Here is a 15,798-nt window from a genome sequence, read left to right as displayed (position 1 = left end):
CTGCCGGGGCTGGATCAGATGTCGCGTGTGCGAAGCAACCACCAGGCCCCGCCCGCGGCGGCGATGGTCCAGAGAATGAGGACCACCAGGGCAGCGGGGGTGGGAGCCAGGAAGTCGCTGTCTTTGAAGGAACCGACGGCAACGGTGCTGACGGTGGCCGAGCCGGGTAGGACGGTCACCACTCCGGCGAGGCCGACTGCTTTAGCGACGACCCAGATCAACGGTTCGATGATCACCAGCCAGCCGAGCATCGCCACTATCGCGGTGGTGGAGGTGCGCAGCAGCAATCCCAGACCGGCGCCGATCAGGGACCAGCAGACCGCAGCGAGTAGACCGCCGCCGAGAACCGCGAGGAAGCGCACTCCGAAGTCGAATTTGCCGTGGCCGAAACCGAGCAGGCACGCGAAGGCGATGAGTTCGACGACGAAAGTCGCCGCAAGGGCGAAGCCCGCGGTGACGAGGTATTTCGCGGCGGCGAGACGATCCCGATCGGAGGTGAACAGGGCGGTCGACGACATTGTCGCGTAACGATATTCGGCTCCCGCACCGGCCGCGCCGAACGCGCCCGCCAGCACGATCGCGGCCGCGAGCCCGATATAGAGCCCGATGGTCGCCGCGCCCGTGGCCGGATTGGATTTCGGATCGGCGGGCCCGGCAAGCAGTGTGGTCACGGTGCTCGCGACGAGGGCGATCGCGGGGATCAGTGCGGCCAGGATTCGGCTGGCGCGCAGCGTGCTGACCTTGCGGACCTCGGAGTTGACGGCCGGAACGAGGTCCGGCGGCAGCACGGCGATCATCGGGTAATCCCGTAGGGGGTCGGTTGCTGCGGTGCGATCCCGGCATAGGGGGCGGGCTGGGGCGGGCGGGCCGGTTTGAGCAATGAGGCGAGCACTCGGTCCGGGTGGATCTGGTCGGCGGCGATATTGTCCACGCGCACACCGGCCGCCGTCGCCGCCGCGCGGATCTGCGCTTCGGTCGCCTCGGCAACTGCCAGACGTCCGTCGGGACGGATCACCGCATCGGTGAAGTCCTGTGCGGCCAACATGGTGGCGAGTGCGATCGGGGTCGATGCGGCGACGACCAGTCGATCGGGATGGCCGCGCCGCAGCCGGGCGGGCGTCCCCTGATAGACCACCGAACCCTCGCTCACGACAATGATGTTGTCCGCCATGGGAATCACATTCGCGAGGCTTTCGCTGGACAACAGGACCGAGCCGCCCCGGCGGGTGTGTCGCCGCAGGAAGTCGGCCAGCCAGGCGCGTTCGGCCGCGTCGAGACCGGCCAGTGGCTCGTCGAGAATCAGCAACTGCGGGTCACCGAGCAGCGCGGTCGCCAGGGCCAGCCGGGTCTGCGGTCCGGCCGACAGCTCGCCTGCCCGCGTCTTCGCCGAGTCACCGAGGCCGACCACCTGGATCACCTCGTCGACCCGCGCGTCCTCGACACCGGCGGCTGCCGCATAGACCAGCAGATGATCGCGCGCGCTTCGAGCCGGATGCAGCCCGCGCGGCTGCAGCATGCCGCCGACGACAACCGCGGATCCGGCGCGCCGCCGGGAGCCCGGCCCGCCGACCGCAGCGGTTCCGGAGGTCGGCTGGAGCAGACCGAGCAGGATCCGCAGAATCGTCGACTTACCCGCGCCCGCCGGACCCACCAGGGCGGCGGTTGTCCCGGACGGCACGGTGAAGCTCACATTTTCGACCGCGGTGACCAGGTCGTAGCGCTTGGTCAGGCCGCGAACGGAGAAGGCGAGCGGTTGGCCCGCGCTCATCGCGGCGTGGTCGGGGGTTGCGGCTTGGCCGGATCCAGGGCGGGCAGCGGATCGGCATCGATGACGAGCTGTCGATCGGCGGGCCAGGTCACCGGCGCGGGGCCGAAAGCCTTGCGCGCGTTGCTGATCGTGGTCTTGCCGAGTGAGCGGTTGCCGACGCCGCCGATCACCGCGCCGATACCGGCGGGCACCACCTTGCCCGCCATCAATGCGGCCCGCTTGGTGATGAAGCGGATGATGAATCGCTTGAGCAGCGAATCGTTCATGCTCGACAGGCCGGGAATCTTATTGGCGAACAGCGTGCCCCAGTTCTTCGCCGAATGACCGACCGTCTTCTCGACGATCTCCATTCCGCTCTCGCCGAGCACGACCGCGAGCACCAACGCCCGCCGCGTCTCCTTGTCCTCCGGGGAGATGCCGTGCACGGCCGCGACAGCCAGCGTGAACACCGCGGACGCCTCCATGAAGAAGGTCGTCTCGGCACTGACCGCCGCGAGCGCCGCGATCGTGCCGACGCCCGGCACCGCGGCCGTCGCACCGACGGCGCCGCCACTGCTGGTGACCGCGAGCAGGTATTGGTGCTCCAGCCGCTCGATGATCTGCGCGGGATTCTCCGCCGGATGCGAACGCCGCAGCCGGTCCACGTACTTGGCGACCGCGGGCGCCTGCAAGCGCGACCCGGTATCGAGTAGCTGGACCACCGTCTTCTCGAACGTGCCTTTGAACACGGCGATATCCTCCTCTTCCGCCCGTACGCAACGACCTTATTGCACCGACCGCTATCGGCCCGTCATGACAACGATGTACCCGGTCGGCCGGGTTCCCAGCATGTCGGTTCGATCACGCCGGCTCGCGCAGCGCGGGGACCCTTTCGGTGAGCGGCGGCGGTGGTGGCGGGGCGCCGTCGCCGAATGGCCTGCCGCCCAGCGCTTCTCGGCCGTGTGGGGTCAGCAGGTTGGTCGGATCCGGGCCCTTGGGCACGATCTGGGTCGGGTTGATATCGCTGTGCACCACGTAGTAGTGCTTCTTGATCTGCCCGAAATCGACGGTGTCGCCGAATCCGGGTGTCTGGTAGAGATCACGCACATAGGCCCAGAGCACCGGCATTTCGCTCAGCTTGCTGCGGTTGGTCTTGAAATGGCCGTGGTAGACCGGATCGAAGCGGATCAACGTAGTGAACAGCCGAACGTCGGCCTCGGTAATGGTGTCGCCTACCAGGTAGCGCTGGGTGGCGAGCCGTTCCGACAGCCAGTCCAACCGAGCGAAGAGCCGATCGTAGGCCGCCTCGTACGCCGCCTGCGTTCCGGCGAATCCGCACCGGTAAACGCCGTTGTTGACATCCCGGAAGACGGCCAGGTTCACCTCGTCGATCTCGGCTCGCAGCTCCCACGGATACAGCTGCGGCGCGCCGGGTCGGTGGAATTCGGTCCACTCACTGGAGAAGTCGAGCGTGATCTGCGCGTAGTCGTTGGTCACCACCTGACCGGTGGGAACGTCCACGAGGGCGGGCACCGTGATGCCGCGCGGGTAGTCCGGGAATCGCGCAAGATATGCCTCACGCAACCGGGGGATGCCGAGTACCGGATCCACCCCGCCGGGATCCAGATCGAAGGTCCAGCTGAGCTTGTCGTGTGTCGGCCCGCACAGTCCGAGCGATATGACGTCTTCGAGCCCCAGCAGCCTGCGCACGATCAGTGTGCGATTGGCCCACGGACAGGCCCGCGCCGCGACCAGCCGATAGCGCCCCGGCTCAACCGGATACCCGTCGCGGCCGTCGGCAGTAATGCGTGTAGTGATGTAGTTCGTATCCCGGTTGAACTCACCGGGCTCGACGTAGGAACCGTTTTCCGATACCGACTTGGTCACTCGCCTAGTCTGGCAGATCGACGCCTTACTCTTGCCGGATGAGTGATACGAAGGCCACCAGGCTGACCCGGGAAACCACCGATGGCGGCGCCGAGGTCGCGACCCTCACCCTGGCCAATCCGCCGCTGAATCTGTTCGACCAGCCGATGTTCGATGCGCTCATCGAGGATCTCGCCGCACTATCGGCCAATCCGCCGCGCGCGGTGCTGCTGCGGGCCGAGGGCAAGCTGGTCTCCGGTGGCGTCGACGTACACGTCTTCGATGGTTTGACGGTGGAGCAGGGCGCCGAGTTGTGGCGCACCCAGTTCGCGCAGATCATCCATCCGCTGGAGGCGCTGCCGTGCCCTGTGGTCTTCGCCGCGCACGGCCTCACCCTGACCGCCGCCTTCGAAATGGCCCTGGCCTGCGACATCATCCTGGCCGCGCCGAAGGCGAAATTCGGTCTGGTGGAGACGGTCGTCGGCCTCACACCGTCGATGGGCGGTCCGCAGCGACTGGCCGAGCGCGCCGGTTCGGGTCGCGCCCGCGAATTCGTGATGACCGGTGACCTCTACGACGCGACGACCATGGCCGAGTGGGGCGTGGTCAACGCCGTTCACGACGATGTCGACACCGCGGCAAGGGAATTGACGAATCGCCTGGCCGAGGGCCCGACCCGGGCGCATGCCGCGACCAAACAGATCATCGAAGCGTGGCGCTCGGGCGGTGTGGCGCACGCGGATTCGGTTACGCCGGAGGTGTCCGGCGCGCTGTTCGACACGGCGGATCTGCGCGGCGCGGTGCGCAGCTTCCTGGAGGTCGGACCAGGGAAGGCGACTTACACCGGCCGATGACATCCGAGACACGTTCCTCTCCTATGCCAGCGAAAATGTGACTCGCGTCATATAGTCGCAAGAGCCTGCGGGCTCGAGGCGCGTGCGGAGGACTCATGTCGCAGTTTCTGGTCGAATATCCACCCAGCCGTCCGCATGCTTGCGACGCCCCGCTGGCCCGCGGCGCCGATGGGGTGCTGCGCTACGGCAACCTCACCCCGGCGTTGACCGAACTATTGGATCTGCAGGTGCACGCCTTCTCGACCAGGGAGGCGGTGGTGGAGATCGGCGGCCCCCGGCTGAGTTATCGGGAGCTGTGGCACTGCGCCTCCCGCATCGCGGGCGGTCTGCAGGAACACGGCATCGGCTACGGCGACCGGGTCGCCATCCACATGCCGACGGGCGCGCGCTGGGTCCAGGCCTTCCTCGGGGCGCTGCTCAGCGGCGCGGTACCGGTGCTGGTGCACCATGGACTGCCCGATGCGGTGGCCGAGCGGGTGATGGCCGACAGCGGTACCGATTTCGTGCTCGGCGGCGGCAGCGACGAACTGCCCGACGGGGCCGCCTTCATCGATGACGGTGCGGCCTTGGGTGATCTGGCACTGCTCTGTTACACCAGCGGCGCCGGGGCCTGTCCGGCCAATGCCACTGTCGCGCCCAAGGGTGTCGAGCTGACCAATGAAAATCTGCTCTCGGCAATCCGTTCCGTCGTCGCGGCGCTGGATCTGCCGACCGATGGGCTGCGCAATCTGGTGCTGTTACCGCTGGCGCATGCCAGCGGCTGTGTGGACCAGCTGCTGCCGACCTTCGCGGTCGGCGGCACCGTAGTCCTCGCACCGGATAGTCGCAGTCTCGCGGAAACCATTGTCTCCGAACGGATCGATATGGTTTCCGCGACTCCACGCATATTCGCCCGCTTGCTGCCCGAACTCGCGGCGCTGCGCAGCGAGGGATTGCGCACCGAGGGCATCGTCCGGGTCAGCAATGCGGGCCATCGCGGCGAACGCGCCGCCGATCGCACCGATCCCGCCGATCTGGTCGCGCCCCTGCGGAACATGTTCCCGGCCGCGCGGCAGTGGTCGGTCTGGGGTGCGACCGAAACCAGCGGCATCGGCCTGGTCGTCGACGACGACACCGACACCGCACCCGGCGCCGATCCGGTGCTCGGATTCCCGTTCGGCGGTACCGAATTGGCGCTGTGGGGGCCGCGGGCGCAGTCAGGCCAAGGCGAATTGCTGTGTCGCGGACCGAATGTGACCCATCGCTACTGGAACGATCCGGAGACAACCGCCGACCGGTTCACCGGAAGTTGGTTCCACACCGGCGATCAGGTCAGCATCGATGCCGACGGTCTGGTCCGACGCGAGCAGGCGCAGGCGGGATGACTCACTCGAGCAGGCGATCGCGCAGCCGCGCGCGCAGGTCCGCGGTGAACCCGATGTCGGTCAGATAGGTCTCGAAATCACCGTGGCTTTCGTGCACGGCGTCCGTCGCGATGCGCAGGTAGTCCTCCCGCACGCCGAGGATATCGATGGAAAGTTCCGCTCCCGCAGTCAGTTTCGGCGTCATCATGGCGCGCAGGGCTGGGACGGCGTCATTGCTGGCCATGAAGTCGACGAGCACATCGGCCTCGTCGACCGCGACCGCACGCAGCAGCGTCGCGATTGCCCAGCCGGTGCGGTCTTTACCCGCCGCACAGTGCACCAGCACCGCGCGGTCGCCGTCGGCGATCGTCTCGGCGATGGTGATGATCGCGGCATTTGCCTCGGGCAGGGCCGGGAAGTACCGGTAGACCTCGAGCATGTGCGTGAACGCGGCGTCGGTCTGCGCATCGTGCGGCGGCGCCTCGGCCATTCGGGAATCGAACGGTGTGACATTCAGGCGTACGTCCTCGGGCAGATTGTCGTGGCCGATGTGCTCGATCTCGCGCGGCCCGCGTAGGTCGAAGACATCGGTGACGCCGAGTTCGCGCAAGATCGCGTGCCCGGGCAGATCGAGTCCGCTCAGCTGGGCCGAGCGCAACAGCACGCCGGGGCGGATCCGGGCGCCGTCGACACTGCGCAGACCGCCGAGATCGCGGAAGTTGAACGTGCCGGTCAGATAGAACTGGTCGGCCGAGGGCGAGAGAGTCACCGGTCCAGGCTAGCTACCTCACGGTGTCGGCACGGTGTCGATCGCGGAACCGTCGGCCGTCCAGTTTGCGAGGTATTGGTGTGGTATCCGCCACATAAGACCGGGGCGGTACCGTTACGTACCGTAGTGTGGTCGATGGTCTATCTTGCGTAGGCAGACGCGAGAGTCACGCCCTCGGAGGCGATTCCGGTGAACACCGCTCGATCGCAGCGGGATTCCGGTTGGGTAACAAAACATTCTTCCAGTCTGGAAATACCCAACGAACCCGTTCTTAAACCCCGGAAAGCCTCTACCATTGATGAATGTTGGACTGGGCATCCAGGAAATTCCCTAGTGGGGGATTCGTGAGAGCGGCCTGTCGTGTTCAACGAGCCGCGCCGACGAAGGTGCGCGAGTTCTTTCCCCGAGGGAGTCGTCGTTGAGCGTACGTGGAGATATAGCGGCGGTTCGGCTGCGGCCGACCATTTGCGAGGCCGTCGAGAAGGCGGCCGCCTCGCTCGATTTCACCGGAGTGCGAGCACTTCGGGTGCTGCTGCATGCCGGTGTGAGTGCGTACTGGCCGCTGGTCCAAGCGGCTCCGGCCAAGCAGGCCCGCAGGTACGAGGCGACCGCGCATCAATTGGCCGAACGGTGGGAGGCGCAGACCGAATGTGTCGCCGACCCGCAGGCCACGGCCCTGTTCCGTGAGATGGACTCCGAGGTCGCAAGTTTCCTCGACCTCTGTGCCAACCGCTCGGGCGCGCAGTGGTTGGAGCCGACGGAAGCCATCGCGGCCTATGCGGTCTCAGTGCTACAGGGCACGGTGCTGCGGTGGCTTGCGGATTGCAATGACGAAACGATGCTGGTGGTGCTCGACGACCTGGTCAGCAGCCTGGCTACCCGGGCTGCCGAAGTCTGATTCCCGCATTACTGGACGTTTGACCAGTTTGGTGATTGAGTGGACTGGTGACAGACACGTCGCCGATTGCCACACTGCATGCGGCCACGGCCGAGCTGGACCCGCCGCTTGCCGCCCTCGATCTGACCGCGCTGCGTGCCAACGCCGCTGACCTGGTCCGTCGCGCGGGTGGGGTGCCCATTCGAGTCGCGAGTAAATCGGTGCGCTGTCGCGCCGTGCTCGAGGAGGTGCTCGGTGCCGGGCTAACCGCATCCGGCGGCTTCGCGGGCATCATGTCCTATTCGTTGGCGGAGGCCATCTGGCTGGTCCGCCTCGGCGCGCGCGACGTGCTGCTCGGCTATCCGACCGTCGACCGCGCGGCGCTCGCCACGCTCGCAGCCGATGACACGCTGCGCCAATCCATTACGTTGATGGTCGACGATCGCGCGCAGCTGGACCTGATCCGCGCCGCGGTCGGAACCGATCTCGTGCGACCACGAATCTGCCTCGATGTGGATGCCTCGCTGCGAATCGGGCCGCTGCACTTGGGTGTTCGGCGCTCGCCGGTACGCACCCCCGAACAGGCCGCCGAACTCGCGCGCGAGGCCGTGAACCGTGGGTTCGACGTGGTCGGCGTGATGACCTATGAGGCGCAGATCGCCGGGCTGCCCGACTCCAATATCGCTGTGCGCCTGGTGAAGCGGGCCTCGGCGGCCGAAATCGGCAAGCGGCGCAGGCGGGTTCTGGACGCGGTACGTTCGGTGGTCGGCAAGTTGGAGATCGTCAACAGCGGTGGTTCCGGATCCATCGAGGTCAGCGTCACCGATCCGGATGTCACCGAGGTGACCGCGGGCTCCGGGCTGTATGTGCCGACGCTCTTCGATCACTACCGCGCCTTCACTCCGCGACCCGCGCTGTTCTTCGCCACATCGGTGCTGCGCAAGCCGACCCCATCCATCGCGACGGTTTTCGCGGGCGGCTACATCGCGTCCGGTCCCACCGGGGCGTCGCGGGTGCCCAAGCCGGCGTGGCCCACCGGTTTGAAGCTGCTCGGTACCGAGGGTGCTGGCGAGGTGCAGACGCCGCTGTCCGGAGCCGCTGAACTGCGGATCGGCGATCGCGTGTGGTTCCGGCATGCCAAGGCGGGGGAGCTGTGTGAGCGGTTCAACCAGGTGCACCTGATCGATGGCGACGGCGCGCGGACGACGGTGCCCACTTATCGCGGTGAGGGCAACTGCTTCGGCTGAGCTGACTGCTAATCGCGAATTACGCGGGATAGCAATTTCAAGATCGAATTCCATTAAAAGAACCAACCGGTTCGGACTGATTATTTCGGTCACAAACCACCCAAATGCTGAAAGAAATATTCAGCTGAGTCGTAGGAATGTCGCCAGATCCGATAGCTCGTCCGGCGCACTCGGCAGATATTCGGTGAGCAGTGGTGACCGAATGACGACGGCCTTCCACATGGCCCGGCACAGCGTCGCCTGAACCAGACTGCGTGACAGCAGGAATCGCATACCGTATGGCGCGTCGGCGGGGCTGGAAGTGGTCATCGACATGAGCACGACCGCCGCCTCCCGGCCGCGGAAACGCTCCGCGGTGCCGACCAGCACATCCTCGATCTTGGCTCGGGCCAGCAGCGTTCGGATCAGGGCGACCTGGGCGCTGTAGGGCGCGACCACGAGGATGTCGTGCGGATGTAGCCGTCGCGTCATCGCACCGGTCGTCCACGTGACGCCGAGCAGGGCGCGCACCCGGCGGACCACCTCGCGGGCCTCGGCCATCGATTCGGTCGAATCGCCACTGTGCGGCACCAGCACCGTCTCCACACCCGGTTCGACACCCTCCAATTGCCGTGCGAGCGTGACGGTTTCGTTGGAGCGCAGGCGGTTGTCGTAGTACAGCCGGGAGATCGGATCGCAGACCCGCGGATGCATCCGCCAGGTGCGGTCCAGGAAGTAGCCGCGGTCGGCGGGCAGCGTGTGGCGGCCCTCGGTGAGCCAGCCCAGTACCGATTCGTCGACCGGTTCCGGATGCGCGCTGCGCGCCGCGGACGGCGCGGGATCGCCGAGCAGCAGCAGATTGCGCGCACTCACTGCGACGGCGACGGTATCGGCGAGCGGAAAGCGGCCCGCATCGGCGAGCACCAGCAGGTCGAGACTGTCGCTGGGGACCACCTCGGCATCGGCGAAATCGGTCGGTAGGCCGCCGATTACGCAGCCGTTGACCGCATTGTCCAGGAACCGCGGATAGCGCGCGCCGTCGATCACCGACCACTCCGGCGCCACCGCCACGACATCCTTCTTTGCCACCAGCTCCGGTAGCACGCCCATCGCGACGATCATGTCGAGCAGGCTCTCCACCGTCGCATGCGTCTGCGCGACAATCCCGACGCGCCACTTGTGCCGCGTGACCATACGTTCGATCGCCCTGGCGATGGTGGAGGTCTTGCCGGTGCCCGACGGCCCCTGCACCGCCAGGTAGGAATCGTCGAGATCGCGCAGCCCGGCCGTGATCGCCGCCGCGTGGTCACCGTGCACATCCGGCAGCCGTTCGGCACGCCGTAGGCGCGGGGGTCGGCGGTCGAGGATGTCGAAGACCGCGCCCGCCGGGACCTGCGGTAGTGCCATCAGTAGTTGCTGGGCGGCGAATTCGACCGCGGTCTCGATATTCTCGTCCCAGGCGGGCAGACCGGGTGCGATCGCGATCGGCAGCTCGTCGTAGGGTTCGCAGCCATCCGGCAGCAATTCCTCCAGCCGCACGGTGTCGTCGAAGTTCGCGTCCACCGAGCAGCCGAGCACCGTCGCGGAGGCGGTCGCGCGCCGACCGACGGCGGTGATCATTCCGGCGGCGACCGGCTGATCATAGAAGGTGTACACGGTGGCCCCCGGCGTCAGCACCGTGCCGGTGGCGGCGCCGCCCGCGGTTTCGCTACCGCCCCAACCGATGCCGATCCGTCCGGTCAGCGTGAGGTATCTGCGCATGGTCGGCTGATGCGGGCTGCGATGCCATTTGGTGTCCACCGTGCCCCAATCGGCGACCAGTACGCCTGGCGCATCGGCCCATTCGTCGACCGGATGACTGAGCCGGTCGGCATGTGCCCACCACAGCGGCTGACGTTCGCGCCGGTGATAACCGAGCGCCGCCGCCATCAATGCCGCAGGATGATGCGGCTGCCTCTGTGCCGCCGCGAATTCCGCGAGTGCGGCCTCGATCGACGAGGGCCGCGACGGAGGCAGCGGATCCGTCTCCTCCGGACTCGGCACCAGGCACCACGAACTCGCCTGATCCAGCAGCATCGCGTCCGAGTCCACGCGCCGCTCCGCCGCCCGATCCAGCAGCCAGTCACGCAGCCGCAGCACGGTGACGCAATCGCGTTCCTGGCCGGCCACAGTCGGCAGCAGCCGCCGCAGTCGACTGAGCCGATAGGAGCGTTCCCCGATCAGCAGCGCATTGCGCACGATCGGATACAGATCGACGAGCACACCGGTGTGCAGCAGATCCTCGACGGTCTCCTCACCGACTCCGTACCGACCGGTCCACCGCAGCAGCGCCGAGCGCACGTCGGAGGTGTAGTGGTACACGCGCATATCCGGATACATCCGCTGCCGCTGTGCCACGAAGTCGAGCACCTCGTCCAATGCGCGCCGCTGCCCGGCCTCCTCGTCGGCTATATCGGTCATCGCCCGATACGGTGCGGGTGCCGCGCCGAACGGGGCACGGAAGGCCAAGTGGACTGTGCCGTTGCCACCCACCTCGATACCGAGCAGCCGACCCGATGCCCCATCCTCGATGGTGAGCGCGAGATCGCCCGGTGACGGCGGCGGCAACGCCCCCAACGCGATCGGGTCGACCAGCGTGTGCGTCGGCTGTCCGGAATCTTCTCGAGCCAGCTGGACTTCGGCTTGGCGACGCAATGCCGTGAAAGTGCGCGGCGGCAGGCCGGGCACAGTGGAGGTGCTGCTCGCCAGCCGGTCGATGGTGCTCACCCCGGCCTCGCGCAGTCTGGCCCGCGCTGTGCGCGGCATACCCGCGACCAGTAGCAAATCGCGTGCCGCCGAGATGGCGCCGGTGCAGGTCGGGCAGTGGCCACAGGCGAGATAGCGCGGATCGCCCCACTGCACGGGCAGCAACTCGCCGAGTTTGTCTTCCAGGATCCGCTCCACCCGGCCGCGCCGAGCCAGATACACCGGCAGCAGATCGGTGAGCGCGACGGTCTCGCAGTCCTCGTCCAGGTACAACCGCACCAGGGGAGCGGTGAGCGCGCCGCTGCGGTCCAAAGCGTCGGCGCAGGCGGCGAGTTCGAGCGCGGCATCGATCCGATCCGGTGGACCGGCCGCGGTGCCGTGCACTGTGTAGCGCACCCGATGACCGGCCCGCAGCAGGAAATCGCCGGTACAGACGAATTTTCCGTCGAAGAAGGTGGCACCGTGGATCACATGCGCGCCGGCCCGCAGGGCCGCGATCGTCTCGGCATTGGCGGCCCGCAGCGCGGCGATATATCCCTGGGGATCGGTCGCTGGATCGTGCGCGGCGCAATGGATCTCCACCATCTGACTGCCGTACCGATCCCGGAAGTCCGCGAGCCTGCGTGCGCGCGCATCGTGGAATGCGCTGCGCGACGCATGATCCGGCACCATATCCGCCGTGCCCGCGATGGTGCCCAGTTCGGTATCGAGGGCACGCAGCAACTCGAATTCACAGCGCGCCGCGCGTACCAGGTCGACGGCGGAACAGACGACATGATCACCGAACACGATCAAACGCGGCCTCCTGTGTCTTCGCCGGACACGGACGGCAACACTGTAGCTAGCCGATTCGACTGCGCTGAATTCGGTGTCCGCGGGGCCCTGCGTGGCTACGCAAGCTACCGCCTCCGGGCCCGTCGCTCCCACCGGCGTTGAACTCGGTGTCCGCGGGGCCCTGCGTGGTTACGCAAGCTACCGCCTCCGGGCCCGTAGCTCCCACCGGCGGTTTACCCGTCCCCGGTTCAGGAGCGTGGTTTACGCCGTTCGGGTCGCTTGCCGCCGTCGCGATCGCGTCGCGGTCCGGCGCGGAACGGACGTGCGCTCGGCGCGCCGGAATCGAGCTGCAGCTGAATGAGCTGGCCGCTGATCCTGGTGCGCCGCAATGCTTCCAGCGTCTCCGAGGATAGGTCCGCTGGCAGTTCGACCAGGCTGTGGTCCGGCCGGATGCTGATATGGCCGAAATCACTGCGGCGCAGTCCGCCCTCGTTGGCGATGGCGCCGACGATCGCGCCGGGCACCACCCGGTGCCGCTTACCGACGCTGATTCGGTAGGTCGCCAATTCGGCTCCGGTACCGCGGTGATGCGATGGACCGCGGTCTTCGCCCTCGAACCGGCGCGCTGGGCGATCTCCGCGCGGCATGCGTTCGCGCTGCGGGCGTTCGACCGGCTCCGGCTCGGGCTCCATGAAGAAGTTGTCGCCGTCGTAGCCGCTGACCGCCAGCGCCGCCGCGATATCCACCAGCGGAATGTTGTGCTCGCGCTCGTAGTCCTCGATGAGCTTGCGGAACAGCGCCAAGTTCGTCGAGCTGAGGTTCTCGGTGATCGAATCGCCGAATTTGGCGACGCGCTGGGTATTCACATCATCGACGCTGGGCAGCTGCATTTCGGTCAGCGGATGCCGGGTGGCGCGCTCGATCGCCTTGAGCAGATGACGTTCCCGCGGTGCGACGAACAGCAGCGCCTCACCGCTGCGCCCGGCCCGGCCGGTGCGGCCGATCCGGTGCACATAGGACTCGGTGTCGTGCGGAATGTCGTAGTTGACCACATGCGAGATGCGATCCACATCGAGTCCGCGCGCGGCGACATCGGTGGCGACCAGAATGTCGAGCGCACCGGACTTCAGCTGGCCGATGGTTCGCTCACGCTGGTTCTGCGCGATATCGCCGTTGATCGCCGCGGCGGAGAATCCACGCGAGCGCAGCTTTTCGGCCAGTTCCTCGGTGGCCTGCTTGGTGCGCACGAACAGGATCATCGCCTCGAACGACTCGACCTCGAGGATCCGGGTCAGTGCGTCGAGCTTGCGCTGATGCGAGACCTGGACCCAGCGCTGGGTGATGTTGGTCGCCGTGGAGGTCTTCGACTTGACGGTGATCTCGACCGGTTCGCGCAGGTACTTCTTGGAGATGCTGCGGATCGCCGAGGGCATCGTCGCGGAGAACAGCGCCACCTGCTTCTCGCGCGGAGTGTCGGCGAGGATGCGCTCGACATCCTCCTGGAACCCCATCTTCAGCATCTCGTCGGCCTCGTCGAGCACCAGATACTGCAGCTGCGACAGGTCGAGCGTGCCCTTCTCCAGGTGGTCGATCACCCGGCCCGGCGTACCCACCACGACATGCGCGCCGCGGCGCAGGCCGGAGAGTTGGACGCCATAGGCCTGGCCGCCGTAGATCGGCAGCACATGCAGTCCGGGAATGTGGGTGGCGTATCGCCCGAATGCCTCGGCGACCTGGATCGCGAGTTCGCGCGTCGGGGCCAGCACGAGGGCACGCGGAAGTTTGCCGGTCGCCTCGATACCCATGAGGATCGGGATGGCGAATGCCGCGGTTTTGCCGGTGCCGGTCTGGGCCAGCCCGACCACATCGGCGCCTTCGAGCAGCGGTGGAATGGTCGCGGCCTGGATGGGAGACGGCGACTCATAACCCACATCGGCGATGGCCGCGAGGATGCGGTCATCGATGCCCAGATCGGCGAAGGTCGGGCCGTCGTTGTCCCTGTCGTTGTCGCCAGGAACGCTGTCGACCTGATTGGTACTCATTGACCAGCAGTTTACTGCCTCCCGGTGGTCGTCCCGGCCACCGGGCCAATACGGTGAGACGTATGCAACCCGAAAGCGTGTCCGCGCATCACGATCCGACGACATCGGCGGTGGCTGTGGCGGTGGTTCAATTCGCGCCGGGAATCGATCCGACCAGCAATCTGCGAACCCTGCGCGAGTATGTTCGCGCGGCCTCCGAACGGGGTGCGATGGTGGTGGTCGCGCCGGAATACTCGATGTTTGCCGTGACCCGGCTCGACGAGCGGGTCGTGGCCGTCGCCGAACCGCTGACCGGGCCGTTCGTCACCGGCCTCGGCGATATCGCGCGCGAATGCGGGGTGTATCTGGTCGCCGGAATGGTCGAGCAAGTGGCGCCGGAGGCGGGTCGGATCCGCAATACCCTCGTCGTGCTCGGACCCGATGCAAACCTGGTGACGAAGTACCGCAAGGTGCATCTCTACGACGCGTTCGGACATCTCGAATCCGATGTCGTCGAGTCGGGTGCGATCGAGGCCCCGGCCACCTTCACGGTCGGTGCTGTGACATTCGGCATGCAGACCTGTTTCGATCTTCGGTTCCCGGAAGGCTGCCGTCGCGTCGCGGCTGCGGGCGCGCAGGTGCTTGTGCTGCCGGCGCAGTGGATCCCCGGTCCGGCGAAGGTTGATCAGTGGACGACGTTGCTGCGTGCACGTGCCATCGAAAACACCGTCTACGTGGCCGCTGCCGATCAATGCGCCCCGCGTGGTGCTGGCGCGTCGATGATCATCGGCCCGACCGGTGCCGTCCTCGCCGAACTCGGTGACGAACCCGGCGTGCTCACCGCCGATATCGACCTCGAACAGCTCGCCACGGTTCGCCGCACCAATCCCAGCCTGGCATTGCGGCGATTCGCGATCACCGAGCGCGCACCGGAGTAGCGTTAATTCGGATGATCTACTCCGATCGGACAGCGGCCGGTCGCGCGCTGGGTTCGGAACTCGGCCACCTGCGTGCGATGCAACCGCTGGTGCTCGGACTGCCCCGCGGCGGGGTTCCGGTGGCGGCCGCGGTGCGCGAGGTCATCGGGGGCGATCTCGACATCCTGTTGGTCCGCAAGCTCGGTGTGCCGTGGCAGCCGGAGTTGGCTATGGGGGCCATCGGTGAGGAAGGTATCCGGGTCCTCAATGAGGATGTGTTGTCGCACACCGGGATAACGCCGCGTCAGATCGCTGAGATCGAGGATCTGGAACGGGCCGAACTCGAGCGCCGACGTGAGGTGTGGCGCGGTGATGCCAAACCGATCCCGATCTCCGGCCGCACAACGGTGATCGTGGACGACGGCATGGCGACCGGGGCGACGGTGGCCGTCGCATGCCGGGTCGCCCAACTGCACCAACCGACGCGGATCGTCGTTGCGGTGCCGGTGTCGTCCTCCGAGGCGCTGCGCCGGGTGGCCGCAGAGGCGGATGAAGTGGTCTGCCCATGGGTGCCGCGTTCGCTCGGCGGCGTCGGAATGGCGTACCGCGACTTCCATCAGTTGGAGGACGACGAGGTCACCGCGCTACTCGCGTGAGGT

At 67.0% G+C, this 15,798-nt stretch carries 13 protein-coding genes; 6 read left to right on the top strand and 7 right to left on the bottom strand.

Features of this window, described 5'->3' with window-relative positions; genetic code table 11:
• Nucleotides 1–14: 14 nt before the first annotated feature.
• The 4 genes from ACIBI6_RS18315 to ACIBI6_RS18300 form a co-directional block, all read right to left on the bottom strand.
• Nucleotides 15–797 (bottom strand): ABC transporter permease, encoded by a 783-nt coding sequence (locus ACIBI6_RS18315; RefSeq protein WP_364344246.1) that lies wholly within the window; start codon nt 795–797, stop codon nt 15–17.
• Entirely contained in the window at nt 794–1,768 is a 975-nt protein-coding gene (locus tag ACIBI6_RS18310; RefSeq protein WP_396957171.1) for an ABC transporter ATP-binding protein, read from the bottom strand. Before ACIBI6_RS18310 ends, ACIBI6_RS18315 begins: the two co-directional genes overlap by 4 nt.
• Nucleotides 1,765–2,496 carry a hypothetical protein gene (locus ACIBI6_RS18305; protein WP_364344240.1) on the bottom strand — a complete coding sequence of 244 codons (732 nt, stop codon included), beginning with the start codon at nt 2,494–2,496 and terminating at the stop codon, nt 1,765–1,767. Before ACIBI6_RS18305 ends, ACIBI6_RS18310 begins: the two co-directional genes overlap by 4 nt.
• 112 nt (nt 2,497–2,608) lie before the next feature.
• Nucleotides 2,609–3,634 (bottom strand): glutathione S-transferase family protein, encoded by a 1,026-nt coding sequence (locus ACIBI6_RS18300; protein ID WP_396957169.1) that lies wholly within the window; start codon nt 3,632–3,634, stop codon nt 2,609–2,611.
• A gap of 38 nt (nt 3,635–3,672) precedes the next feature.
• Here ACIBI6_RS18300 and ACIBI6_RS18295 point away from each other — a divergent pair, with 38 nt between their 5' ends.
• Together ACIBI6_RS18295 and ACIBI6_RS18290 are read left to right on the top strand one after the other, a co-directional pair.
• The gene (locus ACIBI6_RS18295) at nt 3,673–4,467 is read left to right on the top strand and encodes an enoyl-CoA hydratase/isomerase family protein (RefSeq protein ID WP_364344234.1); all 795 of its coding nucleotides are present in this window, start codon (nt 3,673–3,675) and stop codon (nt 4,465–4,467) included.
• A gap of 95 nt (nt 4,468–4,562) precedes the next feature.
• The gene (locus tag ACIBI6_RS18290) at nt 4,563–5,831 is read left to right on the top strand and encodes an AMP-binding protein (RefSeq protein ID WP_364344231.1); all 1,269 of its coding nucleotides are present in this window, start codon (nt 4,563–4,565) and stop codon (nt 5,829–5,831) included.
• Between the two features lies 1 nt (nt 5,832).
• Here ACIBI6_RS18290 and ACIBI6_RS18285 read toward each other — a convergent pair whose 3' ends face one another.
• On the bottom strand, nt 5,833–6,579 hold the full coding sequence (locus tag ACIBI6_RS18285) for a tyrosine-protein phosphatase (protein WP_396957167.1): 747 nt from the start codon (nt 6,577–6,579) through the stop codon (nt 5,833–5,835).
• Between the two features lie 418 nt (nt 6,580–6,997).
• Between ACIBI6_RS18285 and ACIBI6_RS18280 the strand changes: the two genes are divergently transcribed.
• Both ACIBI6_RS18280 and ACIBI6_RS18275 read left to right on the top strand, forming a co-directional pair.
• Nucleotides 6,998–7,477, top strand: a complete 480-nt coding sequence (locus tag ACIBI6_RS18280) for a TetR family transcriptional regulator (RefSeq protein ID WP_364344225.1) — start codon at nt 6,998–7,000, stop codon at nt 7,475–7,477.
• A 47-nt stretch (nt 7,478–7,524) separates the two neighbouring features.
• Nucleotides 7,525–8,703: an amino acid deaminase/aldolase gene (locus ACIBI6_RS18275; RefSeq protein WP_396957164.1), complete on the top strand. Its 1,179-nt coding sequence runs from the start codon at nt 7,525–7,527 to the stop codon at nt 8,701–8,703.
• 120 nt (nt 8,704–8,823) lie between these two features.
• Here the strand turns inward: ACIBI6_RS18275 and ACIBI6_RS18270 are convergent, their stop codons facing one another.
• Both ACIBI6_RS18270 and ACIBI6_RS18265 read right to left on the bottom strand, forming a co-directional pair.
• Nucleotides 8,824–12,216, bottom strand: coding sequence for an AAA domain-containing protein (locus ACIBI6_RS18270; RefSeq protein ID WP_396957348.1), 3,393 nt, complete (start codon nt 12,214–12,216; stop codon nt 8,824–8,826).
• 233 nt (nt 12,217–12,449) lie between these two features.
• On the bottom strand, nt 12,450–14,243 hold the full coding sequence (locus ACIBI6_RS18265) for a DEAD/DEAH box helicase (RefSeq protein ID WP_364344219.1): 1,794 nt from the start codon (nt 14,241–14,243) through the stop codon (nt 12,450–12,452).
• Between the two features lie 62 nt (nt 14,244–14,305).
• Here ACIBI6_RS18265 and ACIBI6_RS18260 point away from each other — a divergent pair, with 62 nt between their 5' ends.
• Both ACIBI6_RS18260 and ACIBI6_RS18255 read left to right on the top strand, forming a co-directional pair.
• Entirely contained in the window at nt 14,306–15,160 is an 855-nt protein-coding gene (locus tag ACIBI6_RS18260; RefSeq protein ID WP_396957162.1) for a carbon-nitrogen hydrolase family protein, read from the top strand.
• Between the two features lie 11 nt (nt 15,161–15,171).
• Nucleotides 15,172–15,795 (top strand): phosphoribosyltransferase, encoded by a 624-nt coding sequence (locus ACIBI6_RS18255; RefSeq protein ID WP_396957160.1) that lies wholly within the window; start codon nt 15,172–15,174, stop codon nt 15,793–15,795.
• The last annotated feature ends 3 nt before the right edge of the window (nt 15,796–15,798 follow it).

This window comes from Nocardia sp. NPDC050412 (assembly GCF_044458825.1).
Lineage (GTDB): Bacteria > Actinomycetota > Actinomycetes > Mycobacteriales > Mycobacteriaceae > Nocardia.
This window is presented reverse-complemented; position numbering and strand designations above follow the sequence as displayed.

Bases quoted from the DNA above. Each gene is read 5' to 3' on its own strand.
- ACIBI6_RS18315 (WP_364344246.1), bottom strand. From the start codon at position 797: ATGATCGCCGTGCTGCCGCCGGACCTCGTTCCGGCCGTCAACTCCGAG.
- ACIBI6_RS18310 (WP_396957171.1), bottom strand. From the start codon at position 1,768: ATGAGCGCGGGCCAACCGCTCGCCTTCTCCGTTCGCGGCCTGACCAAG.
- ACIBI6_RS18295 (WP_364344234.1), top strand. From the start codon at position 3,673: ATGAGTGATACGAAGGCCACCAGGCTGACCCGGGAAACCACCGATGGC.
- ACIBI6_RS18290 (WP_364344231.1), top strand. From the start codon at position 4,563: ATGTCGCAGTTTCTGGTCGAATATCCACCCAGCCGTCCGCATGCTTGC.
- ACIBI6_RS18265 (WP_364344219.1), bottom strand. From the start codon at position 14,243: ATGAGTACCAATCAGGTCGACAGCGTTCCTGGCGACAACGACAGGGAC.
- ACIBI6_RS18260 (WP_396957162.1), top strand. From the start codon at position 14,306: ATGCAACCCGAAAGCGTGTCCGCGCATCACGATCCGACGACATCGGCG.
- ACIBI6_RS18255 (WP_396957160.1), top strand. From the start codon at position 15,172: ATGATCTACTCCGATCGGACAGCGGCCGGTCGCGCGCTGGGTTCGGAA.